The 25,387-nt window shown below is 42.0% G+C and carries 18 protein-coding genes; 8 read left to right on the top strand and 10 right to left on the bottom strand.

Annotated elements, in window-relative coordinates; translation table 11 throughout:
- Positions 1-153: 153 nt before the first annotated feature.
- On the top strand, positions 154-1,368 hold the full coding sequence (locus CLI64_RS08495; protein WP_103136810.1) for an ABC transporter substrate-binding protein: 1,215 nt from the start codon (positions 154-156) through the stop codon (positions 1,366-1,368).
- Positions 1,369-1,567: 199 nt separating this feature from the next.
- On the opposite strand, the gene hpsU is transcribed toward CLI64_RS08495, so the two are convergent.
- The 4 genes from hpsU to CLI64_RS08475 all read right to left on the bottom strand — a co-directional run bounded on the left by hpsU (position 1,568) and on the right by CLI64_RS08475 (position 5,992).
- Positions 1,568-2,134: a hormogonium polysaccharide biosynthesis acetyltransferase HpsU gene (gene hpsU, locus CLI64_RS08490; RefSeq protein ID WP_103136809.1), complete on the bottom strand. Its 567-nt coding sequence runs from the start codon at positions 2,132-2,134 to the stop codon at positions 1,568-1,570.
- Between the two features lie 62 nt (positions 2,135-2,196).
- Entirely contained in the window at positions 2,197-3,114 is a 918-nt protein-coding gene (locus tag CLI64_RS08485; RefSeq protein ID WP_103136808.1) for a glycosyltransferase family 2 protein, read from the bottom strand.
- Positions 3,115-3,144: 30 nt separating this feature from the next.
- Complete coding sequence (locus CLI64_RS08480; RefSeq protein WP_103136807.1) at positions 3,145-3,936, bottom strand: hypothetical protein; 792 nt, start codon at positions 3,934-3,936, stop codon at positions 3,145-3,147.
- A 304-nt stretch (positions 3,937-4,240) separates the two neighbouring features.
- Entirely contained in the window at positions 4,241-5,992 is a 1,752-nt protein-coding gene (locus CLI64_RS08475) for a serine/threonine-protein kinase (protein WP_103136806.1), read from the bottom strand.
- 698 nt (positions 5,993-6,690) lie between these two features.
- Here CLI64_RS08475 and CLI64_RS08470 point away from each other — a divergent pair.
- On the top strand, positions 6,691-8,901 hold the full coding sequence (locus CLI64_RS08470; RefSeq protein WP_103136805.1) for a heavy metal translocating P-type ATPase: 2,211 nt from the start codon (positions 6,691-6,693) through the stop codon (positions 8,899-8,901).
- Positions 8,902-9,024: 123 nt separating this feature from the next.
- On the opposite strand, the gene CLI64_RS08465 is transcribed toward CLI64_RS08470, so the two are convergent.
- Positions 9,025-10,293 (bottom strand): CCA tRNA nucleotidyltransferase, encoded by a 1,269-nt coding sequence (locus tag CLI64_RS08465; RefSeq protein WP_103136804.1) that lies wholly within the window; start codon positions 10,291-10,293, stop codon positions 9,025-9,027.
- A 90-nt stretch (positions 10,294-10,383) separates the two neighbouring features.
- Between CLI64_RS08465 and CLI64_RS08460 the strand changes: the two genes are divergently transcribed.
- On the top strand, positions 10,384-10,632 hold the full coding sequence (locus CLI64_RS08460) for a Ycf34 family protein (RefSeq protein WP_015138282.1): 249 nt from the start codon (positions 10,384-10,386) through the stop codon (positions 10,630-10,632).
- 254 nt (positions 10,633-10,886) lie between these two features.
- Here the strand turns inward: CLI64_RS08460 and CLI64_RS08455 are convergent, their stop codons facing one another.
- The 4 genes from CLI64_RS08455 to CLI64_RS08440 all read right to left on the bottom strand — a co-directional run bounded on the left by CLI64_RS08455 (position 10,887) and on the right by CLI64_RS08440 (position 14,033).
- Positions 10,887-11,135, bottom strand: a complete 249-nt coding sequence (locus CLI64_RS08455) for a hypothetical protein (RefSeq protein WP_103136803.1) — start codon at positions 11,133-11,135, stop codon at positions 10,887-10,889.
- 717 nt (positions 11,136-11,852) lie between these two features.
- Positions 11,853-12,182: a cytochrome c6 PetJ gene (gene petJ, locus CLI64_RS08450; RefSeq protein ID WP_103136802.1), complete on the bottom strand. Its 330-nt coding sequence runs from the start codon at positions 12,180-12,182 to the stop codon at positions 11,853-11,855.
- A 100-nt stretch (positions 12,183-12,282) separates the two neighbouring features.
- Positions 12,283-12,774: a GNAT family N-acetyltransferase gene (locus CLI64_RS08445; RefSeq protein ID WP_103136801.1), complete on the bottom strand. Its 492-nt coding sequence runs from the start codon at positions 12,772-12,774 to the stop codon at positions 12,283-12,285.
- Positions 12,775-12,875: 101 nt separating this feature from the next.
- Positions 12,876-14,033: an RpoD/SigA family RNA polymerase sigma factor gene (locus CLI64_RS08440; RefSeq protein ID WP_103136800.1), complete on the bottom strand. Its 1,158-nt coding sequence runs from the start codon at positions 14,031-14,033 to the stop codon at positions 12,876-12,878.
- A gap of 780 nt (positions 14,034-14,813) precedes the next feature.
- Between CLI64_RS08440 and priA the strand changes: the two genes are divergently transcribed.
- From priA to kdpC, 4 genes are all read left to right on the top strand, one after another.
- On the top strand, positions 14,814-17,441 hold the full coding sequence (gene priA, locus CLI64_RS08430; protein WP_103136798.1) for a primosomal protein N': 2,628 nt from the start codon (positions 14,814-14,816) through the stop codon (positions 17,439-17,441).
- A 488-nt stretch (positions 17,442-17,929) separates the two neighbouring features.
- Positions 17,930-19,615 carry a potassium-transporting ATPase subunit KdpA gene (gene kdpA / locus CLI64_RS08425; RefSeq protein WP_103136797.1) on the top strand — a complete coding sequence of 562 codons (1,686 nt, stop codon included), beginning with the start codon at positions 17,930-17,932 and terminating at the stop codon, positions 19,613-19,615.
- A 110-nt stretch (positions 19,616-19,725) separates the two neighbouring features.
- Positions 19,726-21,810, top strand: coding sequence for a potassium-transporting ATPase subunit KdpB (kdpB, locus tag CLI64_RS08420; protein ID WP_103136796.1), 2,085 nt, complete (start codon positions 19,726-19,728; stop codon positions 21,808-21,810).
- A gap of 186 nt (positions 21,811-21,996) precedes the next feature.
- The gene (kdpC, locus tag CLI64_RS08415; protein WP_103136795.1) at positions 21,997-22,599 is read left to right on the top strand and encodes a K(+)-transporting ATPase subunit C; all 603 of its coding nucleotides are present in this window, start codon (positions 21,997-21,999) and stop codon (positions 22,597-22,599) included.
- 413 nt (positions 22,600-23,012) lie between these two features.
- On the opposite strand, the gene CLI64_RS08410 is transcribed toward kdpC, so the two are convergent.
- Entirely contained in the window at positions 23,013-23,765 is a 753-nt protein-coding gene (locus tag CLI64_RS08410) for a PEP-CTERM sorting domain-containing protein (RefSeq protein ID WP_103136794.1), read from the bottom strand.
- Positions 23,766-24,163: 398 nt separating this feature from the next.
- Between CLI64_RS08410 and CLI64_RS08405 the strand changes: the two genes are divergently transcribed.
- Positions 24,164-25,333, top strand: a complete 1,170-nt coding sequence (locus CLI64_RS08405) for an anhydro-N-acetylmuramic acid kinase (RefSeq protein WP_103136793.1) — start codon at positions 24,164-24,166, stop codon at positions 25,331-25,333.
- The last annotated feature ends 54 nt before the right edge of the window (positions 25,334-25,387 follow it).

Below are 25,387 nucleotides of genomic sequence, written 5' to 3'. Positions count from 1 at the left end.
AGGACTTTAGTCCTCGTCTAAGGACTGAAGTCCTTACTACAAACTATTTTCTTAACTGAACTGTATTGGTTTAAAGGGAATGAATAGGGATTGTTTCCCTTTTCCCTGTTCTGTGGTTAGCGAGGCGATCGCATATTATTTTTCTCGTCAATTATGAAGAAATTTCTCCTATTAATTACTTTTAATTTACTTTTATTTGCCTGTAGTAATAGTGATAATCGTGACAAAATTAATAATCTTCGTAGTGAATCTTCCGATCATACCAATAATAGTAATGCTATTCCTATAGGTGTTGCTTTTGCCCAGACTAGCAATATTGCATTACTTGGTCAAGAAGGAATTGACGGCGTAAAAATTGCCCAGGAGTATTTTAATAGTCAAGGCGGTATCAACGGCAAACCAATTAACTTGGTGTTTCAAGATGCTGGTGGTGATGAAGTCGGAGCAATTAACGCTTTCCAAAATTTAATTAATAAAGATAAAGTAGTTGGTATTGTTGGGCCTACATTATCACAACAAGCCTTTAGTGCTAATCCCATCGCTGAACGCGCTAAAGTTCCTGTGATTGGGGCTTCTAATACTGCTAAAGGAATTCCCGAAATTGGAGATTATATAGCGCGTGTATCTTCTTCTGTGGCAATAGTTGCACCTCATGCTGTGCAAGCGGCTCTCAAACTAAACCCAAAAATTAAACGTGTAGCAGTCTTCTATGCTCAAAATGATGCTTTTAATAAATCAGAAACAGAAATATTTCAGAATACCGTCAAGGCGAAAGGTTTAGATTTAGTCACAGTGCAAAAATTTCAAACTACTGATACCGACTTCCAAACCCAAGCTACTAATGCTATTAACTTAAAATCAGATTTAGTGATTATTTCTGGTTTAGCTGTAGATGGTGGTAATTTAGTTAAACAATTAAGAGAATTAGGTTATCAAGGATTAATTATTGGTGGGAACGGTTTTAATACATCACATATATTTTCTGTATGTCAGGCTTTATGTGATGGTATAATTATTGCTCAAGCCTACAGTCCTGAACATCCCAATAAAATTAATACGGCATTTCGTCAAGCTTATCTTCAACAATATAAAAAACAACCATCACAAGTCACTGCTCAAGCATTTACCGCAGTTCAGGTATATGTAGAAGCTTTGCAATCTTTAAATCAAAAGCGTCCCATTGAGCAATTGAATCTATCAGAATTAAGGACAGCCTTAAACCAAGAACTACTAGCAAAAAAATATGATACTCCCCTTGGTGAAATTGCTTTTACACCAGTGGGAGATGTCATCCAAAAACAGTTTTATGTAGCTCAATTAAAGATGGATGCTAATGGTTTAAATGGTAGATTTCAATATTTAAAATAGACTGACGACAGAACAATTCAAAATACCCTTATACCAATTCATACAAAATGTGATTCAAATGCAAACGCCAAAAGCTATGCTGAGTCTCATTTTCTTAATTTTGAATTTTGCGGAAAGTTGCGTGCGGGGGTTCCCCCCATTGAGCAAACTTTCCAAGACGAATTTTGAATTTTGAATTGGTATTACCCCATTCCCCACTTTATGATTCACCCATAACTCTCGGATATTGGGGACGGCAAGGACTACCCCAACAAACTTGTCCAGATGGTATATCAGCAAAAACGCTGCTACGTGCGCCAATGACAGCATTAGCACCAATTTGCACTCCTGGCGCAACAAAACAATCTGTAGCTACCCAGACTCCATCACCAATAGTAATACTTGCGGTTTTCAAGCCAAAGGTGGGGTCTTTGATATCATGACTACCAGTGCATAAATAACTTTTTTGAGAAATGACACAGTGTTGACCGATTTGAATCGCATCTAAACTATACAAAACCACATCATCACCAATCCAAGTATAGTCACCAATTACAACTTTCCAAGGATAGGTAAAGCGGGCAGTAGGACGAATAATTACGCCTTGACCAATACGCGCACCAAACAAGCGTAGCAAAGCACAGCGCAAACCATTAAAAGGATGCAGTGTCAGAGGAAAAGCGATCGCCTGCACTAACCACCACAGTAAAATGTACCAACTAGGCCGTCCGCGATCAAACCATGATTGGTCATATTTGCGTAAATCTACAAAGGAGTCAATAGTCATTAGTTATTAGTTATTAGTCATTAGTCATTAGTCATTAGTCATTAGTCATTAGTCAGCACTCATTACTTTTTAAATAAAATTCCTTGAATTACGGCGTTTAAATAACCTATTTGTCCGTAAGTATAAACTAAATTATCAAAGCTTTGGGCTGGATCATTGACGGAGTATTGTACTGCTTTATACAATCCCCTCACAAATCTTTCCCCGCCTCGGCCAAACTGTGCGACTCCGGCATTACCTGCTAGTTGTTCGCGATAACATTCACTAATCCCTTGCCACCAGCCGCGATTGAGAAACCAAGAACGATTAATGCGTTCTGGTGCAACGTTATGAGCTACTAAGGCGGCGGGAAGGTATGCTACTTGCCAACCCTTTTTTAGAGCCAGTTCTGTCATTTGCAGTTCCTCGTTGGAGAGGAGGTTTTTGCCGACTCTACCTAATTGGGGGTCAAAACCACCGATTTCTGTGAGAAATTGACGGCGGATGGAATAATTTAAACCCCTGGGTGTTAGACCTGGTTGATCGATGTAAACTACACTATCACCCAAGTCATAAGCTCCTAAATTACCTGCTAAACCAGGAGATAGCCATTTTGGGGGTTCTATATTGGGAGGCCAAAGCAGAGTAACTTTCCCGCCAGCGATCGCTAGTTGCTGATTATTTTGATAAGCATCATATAATACCTGTAGCCAACTAGGACTAGCTACAGCATCATCATCTAAATAGGCTATAATTTCAGACTTTGCCGTTTTTGCACCAGTATTGCGGGCGACAGATAAACCAAGAACTGGTTCAAAAATATACTTTAATCTAGGGTCATTGGCTCTTTCTTCCGTAACTTCACGGGTGCGATCGCTTGACCCATTATCGACCACTATGACCTCAAATTCCCCAGGGAAATCCTGTCCCAAAAGGCTATCAATCGCCGCACCGAGATAATTATCCCGATTGTGAGTACAGATAATTGCAGAGATTTGCATAATTAGTTGTTAGTCATTAGTCATGAGAATTTAAACTTGCTGAATGTGGCTGTGTAATACTATTAAGGTTTCTGCTAGTTGGCTGAGGCGGGTTTCTAGGTATTGCTTGCGGCCTAGTAATTGGCGTAATTTTTGATAACGTGCGATCGCCATGCTCACCTCTGCTAGTTGATTCGGTGGACAAGGACGTGACCAAACTTTACCTGACGCATCGACACCACAAAGCCGATAACCTGTTTTAAGGGCGGGATGGGGTATTTTAGTCCCGTCGGGAGCGCAAATTTCTTCCACGTAGTCCATGAGACGTTCTACTTCGCCGTGACGGAGTGTAGCTTTTCCGCCATGTTCTGTTTCCCAAGGGTTTGATTCTAACCAACCGTTAACAATTGGCCCTTCTAAATATAAATCTTGAATTTGCTGCACAATAGTGTGTAGCTCTTTTTGCCAACCTGCTACGTGTGCTTGAATTTCTTGCAGGATATTCGCTGCTAATGCTGGGTTAGCAACATGACGATGATTACTGAAACTTTGGGTTTTGAATTTAGGTAAACTGGGTGCATTCACCCCTTCTTCTTGCGTGGGGAAAGTTTGTACAGAACTGTGATGAGGAAATAAATTTTCGTTAATAGTATTTACGTTAGGGGATTCTGTATTTATTTCTTCTATGGTTTCTTGTGTTTGGGATTCTGTACTTTCCTTAGCTCCTATACTAATCCTAAAAGATACAGGACGCTTGATATTTTCACTCGTTTCCGTAACAGTATTGTCACGACTTCCTAAATCATGCAAAGTTGCTTCAATGCGTTTTATACCTGCTTTCATCAGATTCCCCTCAAATCTACTGTCTAGTTTTTCAGATTTAGAAATGGGTCATAAAGATTTCTATCTTTCGCCCATTGTGGCATAAAGTCAAAAATGAGTCTTGAGTGCTGAGTATTGTTAATGGTAGTTATTCAAAACATATCCGTTGTTTCAGGACAAGGGAGACAAGGGAGACAGAAGGTGTGCAGAATCTCGCTTTCTTAATTTTGTAGCTTTAGCTTCCCGTAGGGTATTTTGTAGGCTCAAGCCTTTGCTACGCTGGCGTAAGCCTACCCGTAATGGTATTTTGAATTTTGAATTGTTATTAGCATTGTTTCGCTGATGCCGGATTCACAAAGTCATGTAAATCTGCATCCCACACGCTAATGTAAATTAAATCGCAGTTCTGACGAATGATTTGACCTTTGACTGCGCCGACTGAAAAACTAAAGTCATCTTTCTGGCGTTGTTGAACTTTTTCTAATCCCTGTTGAATTTTGGCTGTAGCTTGGCCGTTTAGCATTCCGTTGAGTGTATTTTGCATCACTTGAGGATCTACAGATTGGGCAAAAGCTACTTCAGTTTGCCTGAGTTCTCCGGTTTCGCGGTCAAATAAATAACCCAAGTCCACTTGATTGGGTATTAAATTGTACACAACAGCACGGGTTTTACCCCAAGCACCTCTTAAATCTCTATTGGGTTTTCCGAGTTTGGCTTCTACGGTACTTCTGGCTGTTCCTGTGGGGAAAGCAGGGATGCTTTGTCTGGTGGTATTTTGCTTCCTTCTTTTGGGGGGTGGACTTGGGGGTAATGATTCTGTGGGTTGTGGTTCGACAACAGGATTATTATTCTCAATTGTGGGTGTTGGTATGGCTGTAACTTCAGGTGCAGGCGGAGTGTTAACTATCGTAGGAGGTATTTTAGCTTTGGGTGTAATTGGTGCAGGAATGAATGGTGCAGGAGTAGATTGGGGAATTTCTGGAGGTGGAGAGGAAGCTTCAGGGATAGGAGGGGTAGAAACTACAGTATTGGGACTGGGAGACGATGATGAGGGTATGGGATCACTAGAAATCGTGTCCGTTGGGGATGGACGAGTCAGTGTAGATAGTGCTACGCCACTAAGTAAACCGCCTATAATTAAACCGCCTAATATCCAAACAGGCTGTTGTTTTTTGGGGGAAGGAATGGGTTTGGCTATGGGTATAGCTTGAGTTTGTTGAGTTTGAGCCGTTTGGACAACAGACTGTACAGGTATATTATTCACCGCAGATAAAGCATAGAGCATTTTACTGGCAGTGGTGAAGCGATCGCTCGCCTGTGGTTTAATTGCCTGATTTAACACAGCCGCCAAATCTGGGGAAATTTGCGGCGCGTATTGTTGCCAAAGAATTTCACCTGTTTGGGGATTTGTCGGCAATGCTTCGGGACTTTTGCCAGTTAATAAATAAATCGCTGTCAAACCTAAACTGTAAATATCAGTAGCGTAAACTGGTCTACCCACCGCCTGTTCACTAGGCATATATCCTGGTGTACCTATGACCATCGAACGTGTAGGATGAGAACCCCCTACAGAACGAATTGTTTCTTTAACTGCACCAAAATCAATTAAAACTGGTTTTTGGTCAACTGCACGCAGAATAATATTATCTGGCTTAATGTCTCGATGGATAATCCCTCTGCTATGCACATAATTTAAAACTGCTAGCAGACTCAAGACAATCGCTCGGACAGTAGTTTCACTCTGACATCCTTGTGTTTCTAACAAATTCCTGAGAGTTTGACCATGAATCCATTCTTGGACTAGGTAAAACTGGCCATTCTCTAAAAAATAAGCATAGAGTTTAGGGATTTGGTCACTGTGTTCACCTAAATATTCTAAAGTCGCCGCTTCCCTCTCAAATCGCTGTTGCGTTATTTGGTAGGCTTGAGTATCGTTAGTAATGGGTTTGAGTTGCTTAATTACGCAACGACGACGAGAAGGCATATGAGTATCTTCTGCCAACAAGGTTTCCCCAAACCCACCAGCACCGAGTACCTGAATAACTTGATAGCGATTGTTTAGCAGAATGGATGTCACTTCAATTCGCTCCGAATTCAAAATAGCCTACGGGAAGGCTTGTATCTACAAAAATTTCAAATAAATAACAATAACCTCTTAAATCTGTTTATGTGCTTCTTTCCTTTGGGTTTTTACTCATGCAGGTTACATATATTAGCTATTTTTCAATGTACATCACATACTCTGACGAATGAACAATGGATTTAGATTCTGTTTATTCATAAGTTCTGAGAATGTTATGACATTACACCTTGATCACCCACACCCTAAATTAAATCCGTTTTTCTGGACACAGTGTAAAGAATAACATCGGTAATACAGGGTAAACAGTTAAATGTTTGTAGTGAGAACTTTAGTTCTCAAATAAGGACTAAAGTCCTTACTACAAACTCCATCCTAGTTTTGAGAACAAATACGCTTGAATAACATATAGAAAAACATGAATTTTTTATTAAGATAAATCGTAGATTAAGTAGTTATTAAAATTGCCAGTCAATACTAAAAATGTGTTGGCAAGGATGGCATTGGCTTTCACATACTAATCTTTAAAAATAATTGCATTGTTCGGAAAATCATCAACAACAGTATTAAATAGACTTATGTCCATAGTTAAATTACGTGTTAAAACAGGACATATATTTCCTGTGGGATGCTGAAATCACTATCAGAATGAGTTCCCACCCATTATTTTGCTGCAACATCATGAGGGGGAAATCATGACGATCGCCACTAAACCAAACATTAATCAGCGATTGATTGAAGAATCAAAAATCGTCCCTGGAATTGACTATCATGTAGTACATAAAATTCCCGGTAGAATTAGATTTCGCATCCCTCTTTTAGCCCATGATCCTGATTACACTCAAACTCTCAGGGAGTTACTAAAATCTGATAGTCGAGTTTTAGAATTTCGCATTAATATTTGGGCGAGTTCTATTGCCATTAGCTACCAATTAGCTGATAGCAAACATGATTTATTGCCCAATTACTTAATAGATTTGCTACAAGAAGCCCAAATTCGCAAAACTCACAAGCCACAAGAAACAGTCTTAGATAGTGATGAGGCTGGGGTGAAGTTACCGGCTTTAGCTACAGTTTTAGCTTTACTGGGGTTGGGGTTCCCAATTCCTAGAGTCATCATTGGCACAACTGTAGCACTAGCGGCTTTACCCATTGCCAAACGTGCCTATACCAGTATTACCCAAAGCCGAAAATTAAATATAGATTGTCTGGATTTGCTGGCGATCGCCTTAACTTCTGCCCAAGGAAATCTCCTTACTCCCGCTTTGGTGATGACACTCCACGAAATTGGTGATTTAATCCGCGATCGCACCGCCAGAGTTACCGAACATCACGCCGCCGATTTACTCGATTCTCTGGGACATTACGCTTGGGTTGTCCAACCAGACGGAGAAAGAAAACATATCCTCGCCACCCAAGTCCAACCACAAGACACCGTAATTGTCTATCCAGGCGAACAAATCCCCGTCGATGGGCAAATCTTGCGTGGTCAAGCCTTAATTGACCAGCAAAAATTGACAGGGGAATCCATGCCCGTTTTGCGTCAAGTTGGGCAGACTGTTTACGCTTCCACCTTGGTACGAGAAGGTGAAATTTACATCCAAACGGAACGGGTAGGCAGTGCCACCCGTGCTGGTGCCAGTATAGAATTAGTCCAACAAGCCCCCGTACATGATACCCGCATGGGTAACTATGCAGCTGCGATCGCTGACAAAGCGGTACTACCAGCCTTAATTTTTGCTGGACTAGTATTAGCCGCTACTCGTAACCCAGCGAGAGCAGCATCTATCCTCACCTTAGATTTTGTGACGGGGATTCGTGTTTCCCTCCCTACAAGCTTCCTAGCCGCCTTACACCACGCCACCAGACACGGTGTACTTATCCGTAGTGGTCGCGCTTTAGAAAAATTGGCACAGGTGGACACATTAGTTTTTGATAAAACAGGCACTCTCACCAAGGGTGATATTGAAGTCATGGAAGTGGAAACTGTCAATGGCAGAATGTCTAGCCAAAGACTCTTAAGCCTAGCCGCCGCCGCCGAACAACGCCTGACTCACCCAGTCGCCCAAGCTGTAGTCCGCTATGCTGAAAAACAGGGGATTGAGATTCTCCCCCGCCAAGAATTTACCTATGAAATTGGTTTAGGAGTCCGTGCCGAAATTGACGGAGAACAAGTGATTGTAGGTAGCGATCGCTTTTTGCGTCAGTGTGGCGTTCCCCTTGATTGTCTCTATGAACCCCATCACTGCAACCATGTAGATTGTCCCGATCACCTCAATTGCCGCATTTCCGCCCATGATTCCTTACTGTATATCAGCGTCAATCAGGAATTTCAAGGCGTGATTTATTACACAGACCCCCTGCGCCCAGAAAGTGCCAGCATCATCGAGAAATTACAAACAGAATACGGCATGGAAGTACATCTATTGACAGGGGATAATCACCAACGGGCTGTAGCTGTAGCAGAAGAACTAAATTTACCTCTGTCCCAAGTCCACGCGGAAGCTTTCCCCGAACAAAAAGCCGAAATCATCCAAAAATTACATAATTCTGGCAAAACCGTCGCCTTTACTGGTGATGGCTTAAATGATTCCATTGCCCTCGCCTATGCAGATGTATCCATTTCCTTTGGTGGCGGTTCCGAAGTCGCTAGAGAAACAGCCGATATCGTCCTGATGGATGATAACCTCAGCAGCTTTTTAGATGCGATCGCGATCGCCCACCAAACCCAAGCCATAATTAAACAAAACATCAGCCTAGCCGTAGTCCCCAACCTAGCCGCTTTAGGACTAGCCACCACCGTAGGACTACATCCCCTAGCAGCCACAGTAGTGCATAATGGTTCAGCCATTGCTGCCGGTTTAAATGGGTTACGTCCCCTGATGCACCAAGATCCGCCGAGGTAGAAAGGCAGGGGGCAGGGGGCAGGGGAGGCAGGGGAGGCAGGGGAAGAAAACTTCCCAATGCCCAATGCCCAATGCCCAATGCCCAATGCCCAATGCCCAATGCCCAATGCCCAATGCCCAATCTCATTGCTGAATAATTCTTTTCGCCCACTCTATCGCCTCTTGCTGAGTAGAAATCTTCCCTTCAGCTTGTGCCACAGCTATTTCCTTCAGCAGTTCTCCTACCAGTGGCGATGCGGGAATATTTAGTGCTATCATTAGATTTTTACCACTTACTAGCTGAGTGGGATGAGCGACCAGATCATCAGGGTTAAGGTAGCGGCTGATCAATGGTGCGTATACCTGCAATGGATGAGTGCCAGACATCGGCTCTACCAGATTATCGTCCACTAAGGCTAACAAAATTGTAGCCGTAAATACAATTCCTGCTTCTTGGAAGAGAAAATACTGTTCTCGCACGGAATCAGCAAATTTTAGCTGAGGGAACAATTTCAAGGCAGTGGCAACAGCGCGAACTTCTGCGCGGCTATAGGTAAGTTCCTGTAGTTCTAATTCGGCTATGGCTGGTTGTTGATGTACAAGACAAGCGAGTTTAGCAACACCTAGCCATGTAGTTTTGACGGTATCACGCACGTAATTTTGCAGTTCTACACCTAGTTGTGGCCAATGTTCTGCTAATTCCGTCGCCACAGCATCAACGGCTGCGAGTTTGGTAAAGCTGTAGTGATTTGCATTTTTAAAGAACGGTGCAAGTAACCCATCTTCCCCAGCTTTGGTTATCCAAGGTGTTCCTTGAGGACTGGCTAACAAATAACCAATTTCTACGCGGACTCGTTCAGCAGCAACTTGGGATATATGCGATGCTAAATTGCGGATAGTATTTTGGGTATTGGTTTCAATCGTAAAGCCTAGTTGAGCCGCTTGGCGATAAGCACGTAACAGGCGCAAAGGATCATCTATTAAATTACGGGGTGATATCATCCGCATCAGACCCAACTTGATATCATTACAACCCCCTAAAGGGTCAATGATAGATTGGGTATGGGGATTATAGGCGATCGCATTTACAGTAAAATCTCTCCTGTGTAAGTCAGCGTCTAAACTTTCGCCTTCTTGTTGGGCAAAATCAGCCGTCGCATTCGGAAATACCACCCGCGCAATTTGCCGTTCTGAGTCTAGTAACACAAACCCAGCTTGGTAACGACGAGCGATCGCTCTAGCTACCTTCACCGCATCCGATGGGATAATAAAGTCAAGATCCCAATACTCCCGACTCCTCCCCAAAAGCGCATCCCGCACCGCACCACCCACCATGTAAGCTGGTTGTGGTAAGCATTCCAGACTAAAAGGCCAATTTTCAGGAGCTAGACGCAAAAATACATCAGAAGACATTGTAATAAAAATCAACCCAACAACTGGTGAATAAAGCTTGGGCTTAAGCTAGATTAACAATAATCAAGGCCTTCTGGAGTTGGTTCTATTATGTGTATTTGCGTAAACTGCCACTATGTAGATCGCTGTGTGACCTATCACGCCGTCGAAACGCAGCACCAACAGCCCCATTTAACAGAAAATCCCACTTTTGATCCCAACGAACCATCTATTAACGTTAACATTCGTACGAAAGAAGATGTGATTGAAATGGAATGGGATGTAGTCGGTTGTCTCAGCTTTAAGCAAGAAACAGGTAAATGGTCAAAATTACGTCCAGGCGAATTAGTCCCGACTTGATGCAAAAAGTAAAATTTGATCACACCAAAATCGGAAAAGTACACTAAATTACTTTTCCGATTTACGGCATAATATTTATAAGTTACGTCTGATGTGAATTAGGAAAACCTTCTACAATGCTTGGAGCTAATGAGACTCGGTAGGGGCGGGTTCAGCGAGATCATCGTTCATTGTTCATGATCTTTGATTAACCCGCCCCTACAAATGTCTACAGAATTACCCGATTTTAATTCACATTAGACGTAAGCTATCAATTAACACCATTTCCCATAGCCATAGCCATAATCATAACCATACCCTCCTGAATACCCGCTTCTAGGAAAAGAATTGTAGGAATATTGGGAATAGGAATTACTGTAAGAACCAAATCCCCAGAAGCCACTATAACCACTGCCTCTGATAAATTCTATTGTCTGATGAGTTAATTCATTTAGAAAACTTTCAGCGTCTTGAAATAAATCACGACCTGTAGAATAAATTTCATCAATTGTGATATTAGCCATTTAATTTGCTCCTAAGTAATGTTTGACAACAAAATTAGTTAGACATAATTGAATGTCGAGGGTAATTGCATCAATATCTGGCAATGGCTGAATGAAATGTATATAAATGATGGTAGGTGCGAATCAATCCATTAAAAATCAATTTGTGCAGACATTTTTCCAGTTGATAAGTGTTTGAGCAATATATGTGATATTTTTTCTAACCTAATTCTGATTTTATCTAATGAATCTAATATCAAAAATCAAATAATCAGACGAAAACCTCTAACTTAAGTCTTGAGGTTATAGATAGGAAGAAACAAATCAACTTAACTAAGTAAAACAAGGTAAATCATTAGAAGTTTGTAGAGATAACTTTAGTTCTCTCTACGAGAAGCTTCACGAACAAAACAGGACTAAAGTCCTTACTACGAACTGAATCTTAATACTTATAAAATAGTTGGGTTTTTCGAGCCGTTCTAACTTGAAAAAGGGGTGTAGGTGTGGAAGGGAAAGACTTTTTCAGTTTTTTTGTGGACGCAGTTCATGACGGCTACTTACTTTATAAATAATCTCTAAACTGTATTACACTAAAGTTCGGATTAATAACTAATTAAAATAAAAAAAGAATCCCTCTATCTTAATATAGAGAGATTCTTGTAGATTAAAATCGTAGTTAGCACAGGTCAGCAAAAAAATTTCTCATTTTTTAAACTGAGAAATTTTCTACCTAATTAATTACCATTTATCTGCTTGGTCGAGGACGTAAGCTGCTACATCTTCAATTTGAGAATCGTTTAAACGACCTTTAAAAGCAGGCATAGCATTTTTACCATTTGTAACTTGAGTGATAATAGCCTCTGCTGAGTACATACCGTACTCTTCCAAGGCATCTTTCTTCAGGGTTTTGTTAGCTTGCACTAAATTTTTACCACCTGTATGACAAGCCGCACAGTTAGCATTAAAGATTGTTGCTCCATTTGCGCTGTCAGCAGCCAAGGCGGAATTACTGAAGGCAAAAGTGAAGATGGCAATGCCTACCAGTAGAATTGAAAAGATTTTCTTCATTTTGTGTTCTCTCTGCAACAAAGGCTCATTCAGCCCAATATCTTCCTTTACAATTGTCAGGGGACTAAATTCCTTGAGTCAAACGACAGGCTGTCAAACTTCATGATTCTTTAGCTGCTAACTGGCCAATTGCCTCTTCTGTCACTCTACAAATGCGCCAGTCATCTAAAATCGACGCGCCCATACTGCGATAAAATGCCTGCGCTGACTCATTCCAGTCGAGAACAGTCCACTCTAACCGCCCACATTCCCTTTCAACGGCAATTTGAGCAAGTTTAATGAGGAGTGCTTTACCGATACCTTGCCGTCGATACTCCGGTAAAACAAATAAATCTTCGAGATAAATCCCAGGTTTGGTGAGGAAGGTTGAGTAATTATGGAAAAATAAGGCAAAACCCACAGCTTTACCTGAATATTCTGCCAATAAAGCCTCTACATATTTTTTTGAGCCAAATAAATGCTCATGTAAAGCCAAAGCGTTGCCGGTGACAGCATGAGAGAGTTTTTCATACTCTGCCAACCCCTGAATTAACTCAAATAGAGCTTTGCTATCATCAGGTTCAGCACAACGCACGATGAGATTGTTAGTCATTAGTCTATAGTCAACAGTCCATAGTCATTAGTTCATAGTTATTAGTCCATAGTCAATAGCTTTGCTTTTCTCCTCTGCACCCTGCACCCTGCACCCTGCCCTCAAATCAACCACCCTTTGAGCCGTTTCGCTATATGGGGACGGCGTAGTTTTCGCATGGCTTTACTTTGAATTTGTCTGACTCGTTCACGGGAGAGATTAAACATATTACCCACTTCTTCTAGGGTGCAGGGTTCGCTGGTTGTCAAGCCATAGCGCAGTGAAATTACGTCTTTTTCCCGTGGGGTGAGGACATCGCCTAAAACTTCCCAAATTTCCTGACGCATCATGTTTTCGTTCATTTTGGCTTCAGGAGATAGGTTATCTTCATCTTCTAATAAATCCATCAGTTCGGTATCTTCTTCTTTACCGACGCGGTGGTTAAGAGATAGGGCTTGTCTTCTGAGTTGTTGCAGTTGGCGCAGTTGCTGTACGCTAACTTCTAAAGCTTCCGCCATTTCTGCTTCTGAGGGGTTGCGACGGAGTTTTTGTTTGAGTTCTCTTTGGGCTTTTTTGAGTTTGTTAAGTTTTTCGACAATGTGAATGGGTAGGCGGATGGTTCTGGCATCATTGGCGATCGCCCTAGTAATTGCCTGTCTAATCCACCAATAAGCGTAGGTAGAGAACTTATATCCTTTATCGGGATCAAATTTTTCTGTGGCGCGGTTTAAACCCATAGCCCCTTCCTGAATTAAATCCAGAAAAGGCACTCCGCGATTTAAATATCTTTTGGCAATTGACACTACTAGTCTCAAGTTAGAGCGAATCATTTTGCGCTTGGCTACTCTACCTTGATATAAGCGATTTTCTAGTTGCTTTTCTGTAACTTCTAAGCGCGCTGCGATTTGAGCTTTAGTTGGTTGCTTTCCGAGTTCTGCTTGCAAAGCCTCTTGTAAATCTTTGACATCTTCTAAAAATCTGACGCGTTTTGCTAACTCTACCTCTTCATCAGGTTTGAGTAGTGGATAGCGTGCCATTTCCTTAAAAAATGCCCCAACAGCATCATCATGCTCGGTTTTATTATACCCAGAAGGACGAGCCGCAGCCATTTGATCCCCATCACGTTCATCTGTTTCTAAATGATCTACATGGGGTGCTTCTTCTTCAATCACTATTTCTAAACTGTCGAAAGATTCTTCTTCATGTTCAAGTATTTCCATCGTTCCCAATTCAGCAATATTCATATTTTCCTGGATGGATTTTTGCTTGGTTTGGTACATAATTTAATGGCATCTGTTCGCTACTAATAATTGACAGCTTCCCTAAGCAAGAATGCACCTGTTCAATTTGTTTGCATTAACTTATAGAAGTTGAAATTGATTTTTGTTTGACAATTATTACTTGCCAATAACTTAAACTTCTCTACAATATTGGTTTTGGCACCCAAATTTTATTTTTCCAGTCACAAGAGATATTATGTTTATTGTTTGGCTAATTCTTAAATCTGTCAAATCCTTTCTATTTTTTCATACTCAACACGTAGATCAAATATGGTGGCATCTCTCAGAATCTAAAACCAGACAGGTGGTTTTGTAAATTTTTGAGTTAATTGGTTGAGATTTGTGAAAGGAATTTGTCTATTTATCGGACTGGGGTGATCAAGTGTTTATAAAAATTATTAATGTTAATAATCAGGCAATTTACTGTTCCAAAAAAAATGTTTGTATAAAAGCATCTCATATACATAAAGGATTGAATATCTATCAAGAGAGTGAAAAAGCCTATACCCTATTTAGTAAATGGATAACCGCTTTCAGAAAACTTCAGGAAGATAGTTTGATTTGTGATGGTAGACTCAAATATTTATTGCACGTATGGGTGAAATCAATTTGTCTAGTGGATTACATAAGAGGAAACTTATCAAGTATTATAAGTGATAAAAGTATTGTGAAATACAATTTACTTCCACAGGAGGAAAATTTTTAAATTTAGAAATTTTGGCAGATTTTGCCGACTAAGTTTAGATGCAGCAGTATATTTATCTTGAGAATTGAGTTGCTATGTATATTACTAACGTGAAATCACAGAATTTAGTGGTTAATGAGGATACAGAAATTTATAAATCATTGCCAAATGGGAATTGCTACGTTGAAGTATTGGTAGACTTTCCAGGCAATTCAGGATTGTTTACTTACCGTTTACCACCACAATTAGAAATACAACCAGGAGACATATTAAGTGTGCCTTTTGGCGCACAACAAGTAGGAGGAATAGCTGTAAGACTGTTGAGTCAGCCCAGCATTGACTTACCACCAGAGAAAATTCGAGAAGTAGAAGATGTAGTCAGTTCTGGTTTTTTTAGTAGTGCTTATTGGGAATTGTTAAATAGAGTTGCATCATATTACTATACGCCTCTCATACAAGTGATACGTGTAGCTTTACCACCAGGATTATTGGGGCGATCGCAACGTCGTATCCGGTTAATCATGACCCAAAAAGAGTTATCAACCGTAACCACTTTTTTAAGTCCGACAGCACAGCAAATTCTGCATCTTTTGCAAAATCAAACAGCAGGGGACTATAGTTTCGCGTATTTACAACAAAAAGTCAAATCTGCTTATCGGGGAGTGCGGGAGTTATTGCGAATGGGCTTAGTAGAAAGTTACTTAGAACCGCCCCGCACCACAAAACCAAAAAGACAAAAAGCAGTCATATTAATAGATGCCATAGAGAGAGATCTAACCACACGCCAAAGAGAAATTTTAGAAGTATTACGCAGGCGTGGTGGTGAATTATGGCAAAGTGAATTACTGCAAATAACTAACGCCAGTGCTTCTATTCTTAAGACAATCGAACAGAAAGGTTACATAGCCATAGAAGAACGAGAAATATTACGCACAGAACAAGGTCAAGCCATAGGTTTAGATCAACCGAAATTATTAAATTCAGCCCAAGCTTATGCTTTAGAAACTATTCAAAAGTTAGATGGATTCCATCAAATATTGTTGCATGGCATTACAGGTTCAGGAAAAACAGAAGTATATTTACAAGCGATCGCTCCCATCATTGCCCAAGGTAAATCAGCCTTAGTTTTAGTCCCAGAAATTGGACTCACACCCCAACTCACAGATAGATTTCGCGCCCGCTTCGGCAATAAAATCAGCGTCTATCACAGCGCACTATCCGAAGGCGAACGTTACGACACCTGGCGACAAATGCTCACAGGCGATCCCCAAATCATCATCGGCACACGCAGTGCCATCTTCGCCCCCTTACCCAACATAGGGTTAATCATCCTCGACGAAGAACACGACTCCAGCTTTAAACAAGACACCCCCATTCCCACCTACCACGCCCGCACAGTCGCCCAGTGGCGCGCCGAATTAGAAAGCTGTCCCCTACTTCTGGGTTCCGCGACACCCTCTTTGGAGAGTTGGGTGAATGTGGCAGGGCAAGAGGTAGAGGGCAGGGGGCAGGGGGCAGGGGGCAGACAAGAGGTAGAGGGCAGGGGGCAGGGGGCAGGGGGAGAGTTTTTCTCCACTGCCCAATGCCCAATGCCCAATGCCCAGTCCCCAGCCCCCAGTCCCCAGTCCCTAGTCCCCACTCACTACCTCTCCCTCCCCGAACGCATTAATTCCCGCCCCTTACCACCGATAGAAATTGTGGATATGCGGCAAGAACTGCAAGACGGGAATCGGTCTATATTTAGTAGATCACTGCAACAAGCTTTAATACAACTGCAAGAGAAAAAACAACAGGGGATTTTATTTATCCATCGTCGGGGACACAGCACCTTTGTCTCTTGTCGTAGCTGTGGTTATGTCTTGGAATGTCCTCACTGTGATGTTTCCTTGTCTTATCATCAAACCGAAGTCGGCGCGCCCCAACTACTGCGCTGTCATTATTGTAATTATGTGCGATCGCATCCCCAAAACTGCCCTGAATGTATGTCCCCTTACCTCAAATTTTTTGGTAGCGGGACTCAGCGAGTCGCCCAAGAATTAAGCCGACAGTTCCCAGAATTAACCTATATCCGCTTTGATAGCGATACCACCCGCAACAAAGGCGCGCATCGTACCTTACTCACTAAATTTGCTAACGGCGAAGCAAATTTATTAGTAGGTACACAAATGCTTACCAAAGGGTTAGACTTACCCCAAGTCACACTCGTGGGAGTAGTGGCGGCTGACGGCTTACTGCATTTGTCAGATTATCGCGCCAATGAACGCGCCTTTCAAACCCTCACCCAAGTAGCCGGACGTGCAGGCAGAGGTGACGATCCTGGTAGAGTCATTATGCAAACTTATACCCCAGAACATCCTGTTATCGAAGCAGTGAGAAATCACGATTATCACTCCTTCGTACAGACTGAATTAGAACAAAGACAAGCCCTCAATTATCCGCCCACAGGCAGGTTAATTTTATTACGCTTGAGTAGCCTTGACCCCATCCAAGTACAAAATACAGCCCAAATTATTGCTACAGCTTTAAGTACCAATGAGGAATTTGAAATATTAGGGCCAGCACCAGCTAGTGTGATGCGAGTCGCCAACCGTTACCGATGGCAGATATTGCTGAAATTTGACCCCCAAACCCTGCCACAATTACCAGACTGGGATGCAGTGCGATCGCTCTGTTGTGATAGCGTTAGCTTGACGATAGATGTTGATCCCCTAAATATCATGTAATTGGGCATTGGGAATTGGGCATGGGGCATGGGGCATTTCATTTTGAATTTTGAATTTTGAATTTTGAATTGATTACCCTACCCTACAATTTAATTGTTCTTGATGCAAACTTTACACATCAGGTAGAAAATTATCAAGACAGCCAACCGTAAATACAGCTAAATGAACTAGTACCAATTGACATCAATAGACAGAAAGCTTACAAAATAAGCGTTCTTTCTTTTTACCTTTACCTTTTGACTTTTGCCTTCTTTGTTAGTGGTGTGAAAGATTGCCAAATTGCTCACACCACCGTCAATAGGTAAGTTATTTTTTATCTTTAAGAATTAACTGTAGGACTTATACATGAAAACGAAAAATCAAAGCTTTGGTTCAGACGTATCAATATCCCAGGATGTAGATTAAAACCCCTATACCCCTACACCCTTACACCCCTAAACCCTAGTCCTGAATTGAACAGTAGTAGCCGAAAATTGAGTACAAAATAAATGGGACAAAGTTTATTACAAATTGGCTTAACGCTATGTATTGTGATAGCAATCACACCCCTTTTAGGAAGATACATAGCTCGTGTGTTCCTTGGTGAAAGGACATTATTAGATAGGTTAATGAATCCGATAGAACGCAGTTTCTACGTGATTACAGGTATTCGCCCAAAAGATGAAATGACTGGTTGGCAGTACGCTAGAGCCATTCTCTACACTAACCTGTGCATGGGTATTTTCGTATACTTACTTATATATTATCAAAGATTATTACCTTGGAATCCCAACGGCTTTGCTGCGCCCAATTGGAATATTTTACTACATACAGTAGTTTCATTTGTCACTAATACTGACCAGCAACACTATACACCAGAAACAACCCTGAGTTACTTTTCCCAAGTGGCTGCTTTAGGATTTTTGATGTTTACCTCAGCAGGTACAGGAATAGCGGTGAGTATCGCTTTCATTCGGGGACTCACGGGTAAAACATTAGGGAACTTTTACGTTGATCTCATCCGTGCCATTACCAGAATATTATTGCCCCTTTCAGTGATTGGTGCGATCGCCCTAGTACGCTCAGGTGTACCACAAACATTAGCTCCACCTGTAACCGTCACCACCCTAGAAGGGGGAACGCAATACATCGCCAGAGGCCCTGTAGCTTCCTGGGAAATGATCAAAATGTTGGGTGAAAACGGTGGTGGTTTCTTTACTGCTAACTCCGCCCATCCCTTTGAAAATCCCAACGGAGCCTCAAACTTTATCGAACTCATCGCTATGCTGGCGATCCCCGCCGCCATGATTTATGCCTATGGCATATTTGCCAAAAACATGAAACAGGCTTGGCTACTGTTTTGGATGATATTTGTCGTGTTTGTCATCTTGATTTGGGTAGCCGTCGGTGGGGAACTACAAGGAAATCCCCTAGTGAACAACGCCTTGGGTGTAGAACAACCCAACTTAGAAGGAAAAGAAGTCAGATTTGGTGCAGCACAAACAGCCCTATGGGCAGTCACAACCACCACCACCATGACAGGTGCAGTCAACGGGATGCACGATTCTCTCATGCCATCAGGAATATTAGTGACATTATTTAGCTTATTCCTGCAAATTATCTGGGGTGGACAAGGCACAGGTACAACCTATCTCTTTATTTATCTCATTCTCACAGTCTTTTTAACTGGCTTAATGGTGGGACGTACCCCAGAAATTTTTGGGCGCAAAATCGAAAAACGCGAAATTGTCCTCGCCAGCGTCATTTTACTGATTCACCCCATCTTAGTCCTAATTCCCAGTGCGATCGCCCTCGCCTATCCCTTCACCCTCTCCGGCATCACCAACACCGGCTTTCATGGCATTTCCCAAGTAGTTTACGAATACGCCTCAGCCAGTGCTAACAACGGTTCTGGTTTAGAAGGACTCACCGATAACACCCTATGGTGGAACTTAACCACCAGCGTCAGCATTGTCGCCGGCAGATATATTCCCATAGTTGCCGTCTTACTATTAGCCGATAGTATGTCTCGCAAACAAACAGTACCCGAAACCCCTGGCACACTCAAAACAGACTCCTTAATATTTACAACAGTTACAGCCGGCATCGTCTTGATTTTAGGAGTGTTAACATTCTTCCCAGTCTTAGCACTAGGCCCCATCGCCGAAGGCATTAAACTTGCATCCGGCAGTTAAAAGACAGGCAGGGGGGCAGGGGAGCAGGGAGAAATGGGGACATTTTTCTCCCCCTTGCACCCTGCACCCTGCACCAATTCCTCTTGAATCCCCAATCCCCAATCCCTGATATGATTCCAGCTGCACCTACCCCTAAAACTAAATCTCGTCGTCAAGCCCGCAAGAAAGGCAAAGTTAAAACTAGAGGGATTTACCTTAGAGCCATTGCGGATGCTTTTATTAAGCTCAATCCCAAATCCGCTATCCGAAATCCGGTGATGTTTTTGGTTTGGGTGGGAACCCTCATCACCTTGGCTAGCACCATTGATCCCAATCTATTCGGACAAACCCAACTACAAAACCCCCAACTCTTTAACGGCATCTTAACAGGGATCTTATTCTTTACAGTTTGGTTTGCTAACTTCGCTGAAGCCATAGCGGAAGGGCGTGGGAAAGCTCAAGCTGATGCTTTGCGCTCCACAAAATCCGAAACCCCAGCCAAAAAACTCTCCCCCGATGGCACAATTAGCGAAGTTCCATCTACTAGCCTCAGACAAGGTGACACGATTTATCTAGTGGCTGGGGATATCATTCCCGTCGATGGGGAAGTAATGATGGGGGTGGCTTCTGTAGATGAGTCTGCCATTACTGGGGAATCTGCACCAGTCCTCAAAGAATCCGGCTCAGATATCGCCAGTTCCGTAACTGGGGGGACTCGTATCCTTTCTGATGAATTAATTGTCCGCGTTACTGCCGACCCAGGTAAAGGCTTTATTGACCGCATGATAGCCTTAGTAGAAGGGGCAGAACGCAGCAAAACTCCCAATGAAATCGCTCTGACAGTATTACTAGCTGTTTTGAGTTTGGTGTTTTTATTCGTCATTGCTACCTTACCCGCCTTTGCTTACTATGCCGATAGTCCCGTGAGTGTGCCGATTTTAGTCGCCTTATTTGTCGCTTTAATTCCTACTACCATTGGTGGTTTACTCAGTGCCATTGGGATTGCGGGGATGGATAGAGTCGCCCAATTTAATGTCATCGCCACATCAGGTAAAGCTGTGGAAGCTTGCGGTGATATTAATACCCTAGTCCTTGATAAAACCGGCACAATTACTTTAGGAAATCGCTTAGCAGAAGAGTTTATCCCTATTAACGGTCACACAATGGAGGAAATAGCTAGTGTCGCCTGGGTAACTAGCGTTTTTGATGACACCCCCGAAGGTAAATCTATTGTTCGCCTAGCTGAAAAATTGGGTGTAAGATTTGACTTCGACTTCAACCAAGCCCAAGGAGTAGAATTTTCTGCGAAAACCCGCATGAGTGGAACAAACTTACCAGGGGGAAGAGAAGCGCGTAAAGGTGCAGTAGGAGCGATTAAAGGCTTTGTCCGTTCTCGCAACGGTCAAATTTCCCCAGAACTAGATACTGCTTATGAAAGAGTTTCCCAGCAGGGAGGGACACCTTTAGCAGTGTGCTTAGATGGTGAAATTTATGGCGTGGTCTATCTCAAAGATATTGTAAAACCAGGTATCCGCGATCGCTTCGACCAGTTACGCCGTATGGGTGTGCGTACAATCATGCTCACAGGCGATAACCACATTACCGCCTCCGTCATCGCCCAAGAAGCAGGGGTGGATGAATATATTGCCGAAGCCACACCAGAAGATAAAATCAACGTTATTCAACGAGAACAAGCCAAAGGTAAACTCGTCGCCATGACAGGGGACGGTACAAATGACGCACCAGCCCTAGCTCAAGCTAATGTCGGTGTAGCTATGAATACAGGTACACAAGCCGCCAAAGAAGCTGCCAACATGGTAGATTTGGACTCCGACCCCACCAAATTAATTGATATCGTCAGTATTGGTAAACAATTGCTCATTACACGGGGAGCATTAACCACCTTTTCCATTGCCAATGATATTGCTAAATACTTTGCCATTCTCCCTGTCATCTTTGCGGGAGCTAATTTGCAAAGTTTGAATGTGATGAATTTAACTAGCACCAAATCAGCTATCCTATCAGCCCTAATTTATAACGCCTTGATCATTCCTGCTTTAATTCCCTTAGCTCTAACAGGTGTCAAATTTAGACCTTTGACAGCTAATCAGCTATTGCAACGCAATATATTAATTTATGGCTTAGGTGGAGTGATTGCTCCATTTATCGCCATTAAACTCCTAGATATAGTGATTACTTTAGTAGGGCTAGCTTAAGAAGGCAACATTCAAACTTCACAAGGTAAAAGAAAAAATAATTTTTATTTGGTTAGGCGGTTATACACCTAGAAAGTATGAATAAGAAAATTAACTATAACAAAAGTGAATCTTTGCCCTGAGAATTCAGCAGTAATGACAGCATCTTAGATTAATATCCCCATCCCTAATCCCCAATCCCTATATATGCCTTTTATTCGAGAAATCATCAAAATAATTCGGATTACCCTGGTTCTGTGGTTAGTCACAGGTATTATTTATCCCCTCGCTATTTTAGTTATTGGTCAAGGTTTATTTCCCTTTCAAGCTAACGGTAGCATCAGACAAAATCTTGAGGCTCAAGCTATCGGCTCAGAATTAATCGGTCAGGTATTTGCTTCAGACAAATACTTTCACGGTCGTCCTAGTGCAGTCAGATACTCTCAAGGACGAAGAGCCAAGCCAACGGGTATCTCTGGTGCTAGCAATCTCGCCCCAGGAAATCCAGAATTAGTCAACCGCATCGTCGAAAGAGCTAACGAACTCCGAGACGAAAATATTCAACCAATAGCTGATTTAATTTATACCTCCGGCTCTGGATTAGATCCTCATATTTCGATTAATGCTGCTAGACAACAAGTAGAAAGAGTAGCTCGCGCCCGTGATATTCAAGAAGATGAGATCCTACCTTTGATTAATCAATATACTGAAGGCAGATTTTTAGGAATTTTTGGTGAACCGGGAGTTAATATTTTAAGGTTGAATTATAACCTTGACCTACAAGATATTACCCGCCAAAAGAAACAATAATTAGGGACTTCCAGAAAATAAATTATCCAATTTCTCTGTTTCAAAACAACAATCTTTCCCCCTGCATCCTGCCCCCTGCCCCCTTGCCTTCAAAGTGATAGTATATTTTTTAATTGGAAGTCCCTTATTAGTCCACCACACAAATTATGACAAGTCATAGATCCCCGACTTGTTTAAAAAAGTCGGGGATCTGAACACCCGCAACCCGTCAAAATCAATCGGGTGGAATATTAGGACAGGGTATATGGGGTGCATGGGAAGAAAAACCAATCCCCAGTCCCCAATACCTACCCGTAAAAATAAAAATTATCTCCAGATACATAAACAGTATCATGGAGAGATAAATAATTATTTTGAATTAACGAATCTCTCAGTCAAAATTTAAACCTCATCTTACCCAGTTCAGACGCAGATTATTTAGCGTCTTGCAACTTCTGCTTACGACGTTGGTTCACAAACATACCACCAACAGCCAGCATTCCCAAGATCATGCCGGGTTCAGGAGTAGTTTTAGGATCAAAGCCTTTAAATCTACCAGTTCCAGCGTTGAAAGAGTGGTTATCACTTTCAAAACCACCGCCACCTAGTTGGGTGATTACAATCTTGTTGAAGTTATCTAGTAAGCTATCAGAGTAGAAGTGAAGATAACCATTTCCTTCACCTCCATGTTGAGAGGCTCTAATAGGTGCAACGGGATTAACATCTTCGGTGGTGAATGATTTAATCAATGTGTTGTCTTTGTAGAAAGAGAAGACGTTACCTGGGCTAATTGCACCCCAGTCAATACCGAAATAATTGAGAGTGCTGGCAAGATTAATAGTAACTGCATTACCTTGGAAAACTGCTAAATACTTAGAAGTATTGACTTCACCTGCTGCGCCTGCTGGGGCCCAGGTATCAGAGCGAACGCTGCTGCTACCATCATTTTTTTGAAATGAGTATTGAGCAAAACCAGTAGTAGGTGCTACACCGTTGTTAAAATCAATAGTGGTGACATTGGGATCTTGCCAGAATTCAGAATAAGCTCCTTGATTAGTTACACCGTTGGGGCCGTTAACACCTGTGGTAATCTTGAAGCTAATAGCTTGAGCAGAACCAGCGTAAGCAATAGAAGCGATCGCAGAAGCGGAAAGAGCAGCGAAACAAGCGAGTTTTTTGAAGAACATTTACTTTGCTTTCCATCACTGATGTTTGTTAAGTCAATCTTGTAACTAAAACTCAGCAAAACACAGGATGCAATTACTAGATTTTCTGCAATTTATCAAACCCCTATTTATGTAATTTATTATACTTAATATCGAAAAAGAGAATAGTGCTATTACTTAACATAAATATGAAATTTATCTTCATTCTGGAGACAATTGTAAAGTCCCGATGAAATCCCCAGTAGTGGTTAAAGTATTGTGTTTTAGATAGCAATAAAATGAAGAACAAATAAAAATTCTTGCCTATTTGCCTTTTGACATGGGCAATGGCATCAACTAAACTACTACACGATGGCACAGGGTAACTTGTTCAATCAGCACCGAGTCCACAGTCTCAGTATTTTATCTTGTGGTTCTTTATGGAAACTACTGCACCTCAGCGCGTGATTGGTCTCATCAGTGGTACATCTGTAGATGGTATAGATGCCGCTTTAGTCGAAATTTCTGGTACAGATTTAGATTTGCAAGTTGAGTTACTAGCAGGAGAAACCTATCCCTATCCCAGAGAACTGAGAGAGAAAATATTGGCAGTTTGTGCCGGTGCAGCTATTTCAATGGCAGAATTAGCAGAGTTAGATGATGCGATCGCTAAAAATTTTGCCCAAGCAGCCCAAAATATTCAACAAAACCACCAGCCAGCCACTTTAATCGGTTCTCACGGTCAAACTGTATATCATAGACCGCCTGAGAACAAGGGACTTGGGTATACTCTACAACTCGGACGCGGAGATTTAATTGCTCACCTCACAAACATCACGACTGTGAGCAATTTTCGCGTTGCTGATATTGCTATTGGTGGTCACGGTGCGCCTCTAGTACCAAGAGTTGATGCTTTTTTACTCAGTCATCCCCAAGAAGGGCGTTGCATTCAAAATGTGGGGGGAATTGGTAACGTTGCGTATATTCCTCCCCGTCGCCACGATTGGTTACAGAAAATTCGCGGTTGGGATACAGGCCCTGGTAATAGTTTGCTCGATTTAGCAGTAGAGCGATTAACAGATGGGGCTAAAACCTACGATGATGGTGGTGCATGGGCTGCTAGTGGTCATCCCTGCTATCCCTTAGTGGAAGAATGGCTAACACAAGAATATTTTCATATTCATCCCCCCAAATCCACTGGACGAGAGTTATTTGGTGTAGATTACCTAAATCAATGTTTTCAAGACGCTCAACCATATCAACTGACTCCGGCTGATATGTTAGCAACATTAACAGAACTCACAGCCGCTTCCATTGCTCATAGTTATCGCACCTTTTTACCAGAAATGCCCAACCGCGTCTTTTTATGTGGCGGCGGTAGTCGAAATTTGTATTTACGGCAGAGATTACAAGTATTATTGGGAGATATACCAGTTTTAACTACCGATGATGTAGGTTTGAATGCCAATTTTAAAGAAGCGATCGCTTTTGCTGTCTTAGCCTACTGGAAACAATTACATCTCCCAGGTAACTTACCGACGGCTACAGGCGCACCCTACGAAGTCCCATTAGGAGAGGTTCATCAACCCCCAAGCCGACAACCAGCCTAGATTTGAATTTTGAATTTTGAATTTTGAATTGATATTATCCCTATTTTCCACCTG

Source organism: Nostoc sp. CENA543 (genome assembly GCF_002896875.1).
In the GTDB taxonomy this organism is placed as follows: Bacteria; Cyanobacteriota; Cyanobacteriia; order Cyanobacteriales; family Nostocaceae; genus Trichormus.
The sequence above is the reverse complement of the archived record's forward strand: the minus strand, read 5'-3'. Positions and strand labels throughout refer to the sequence as shown.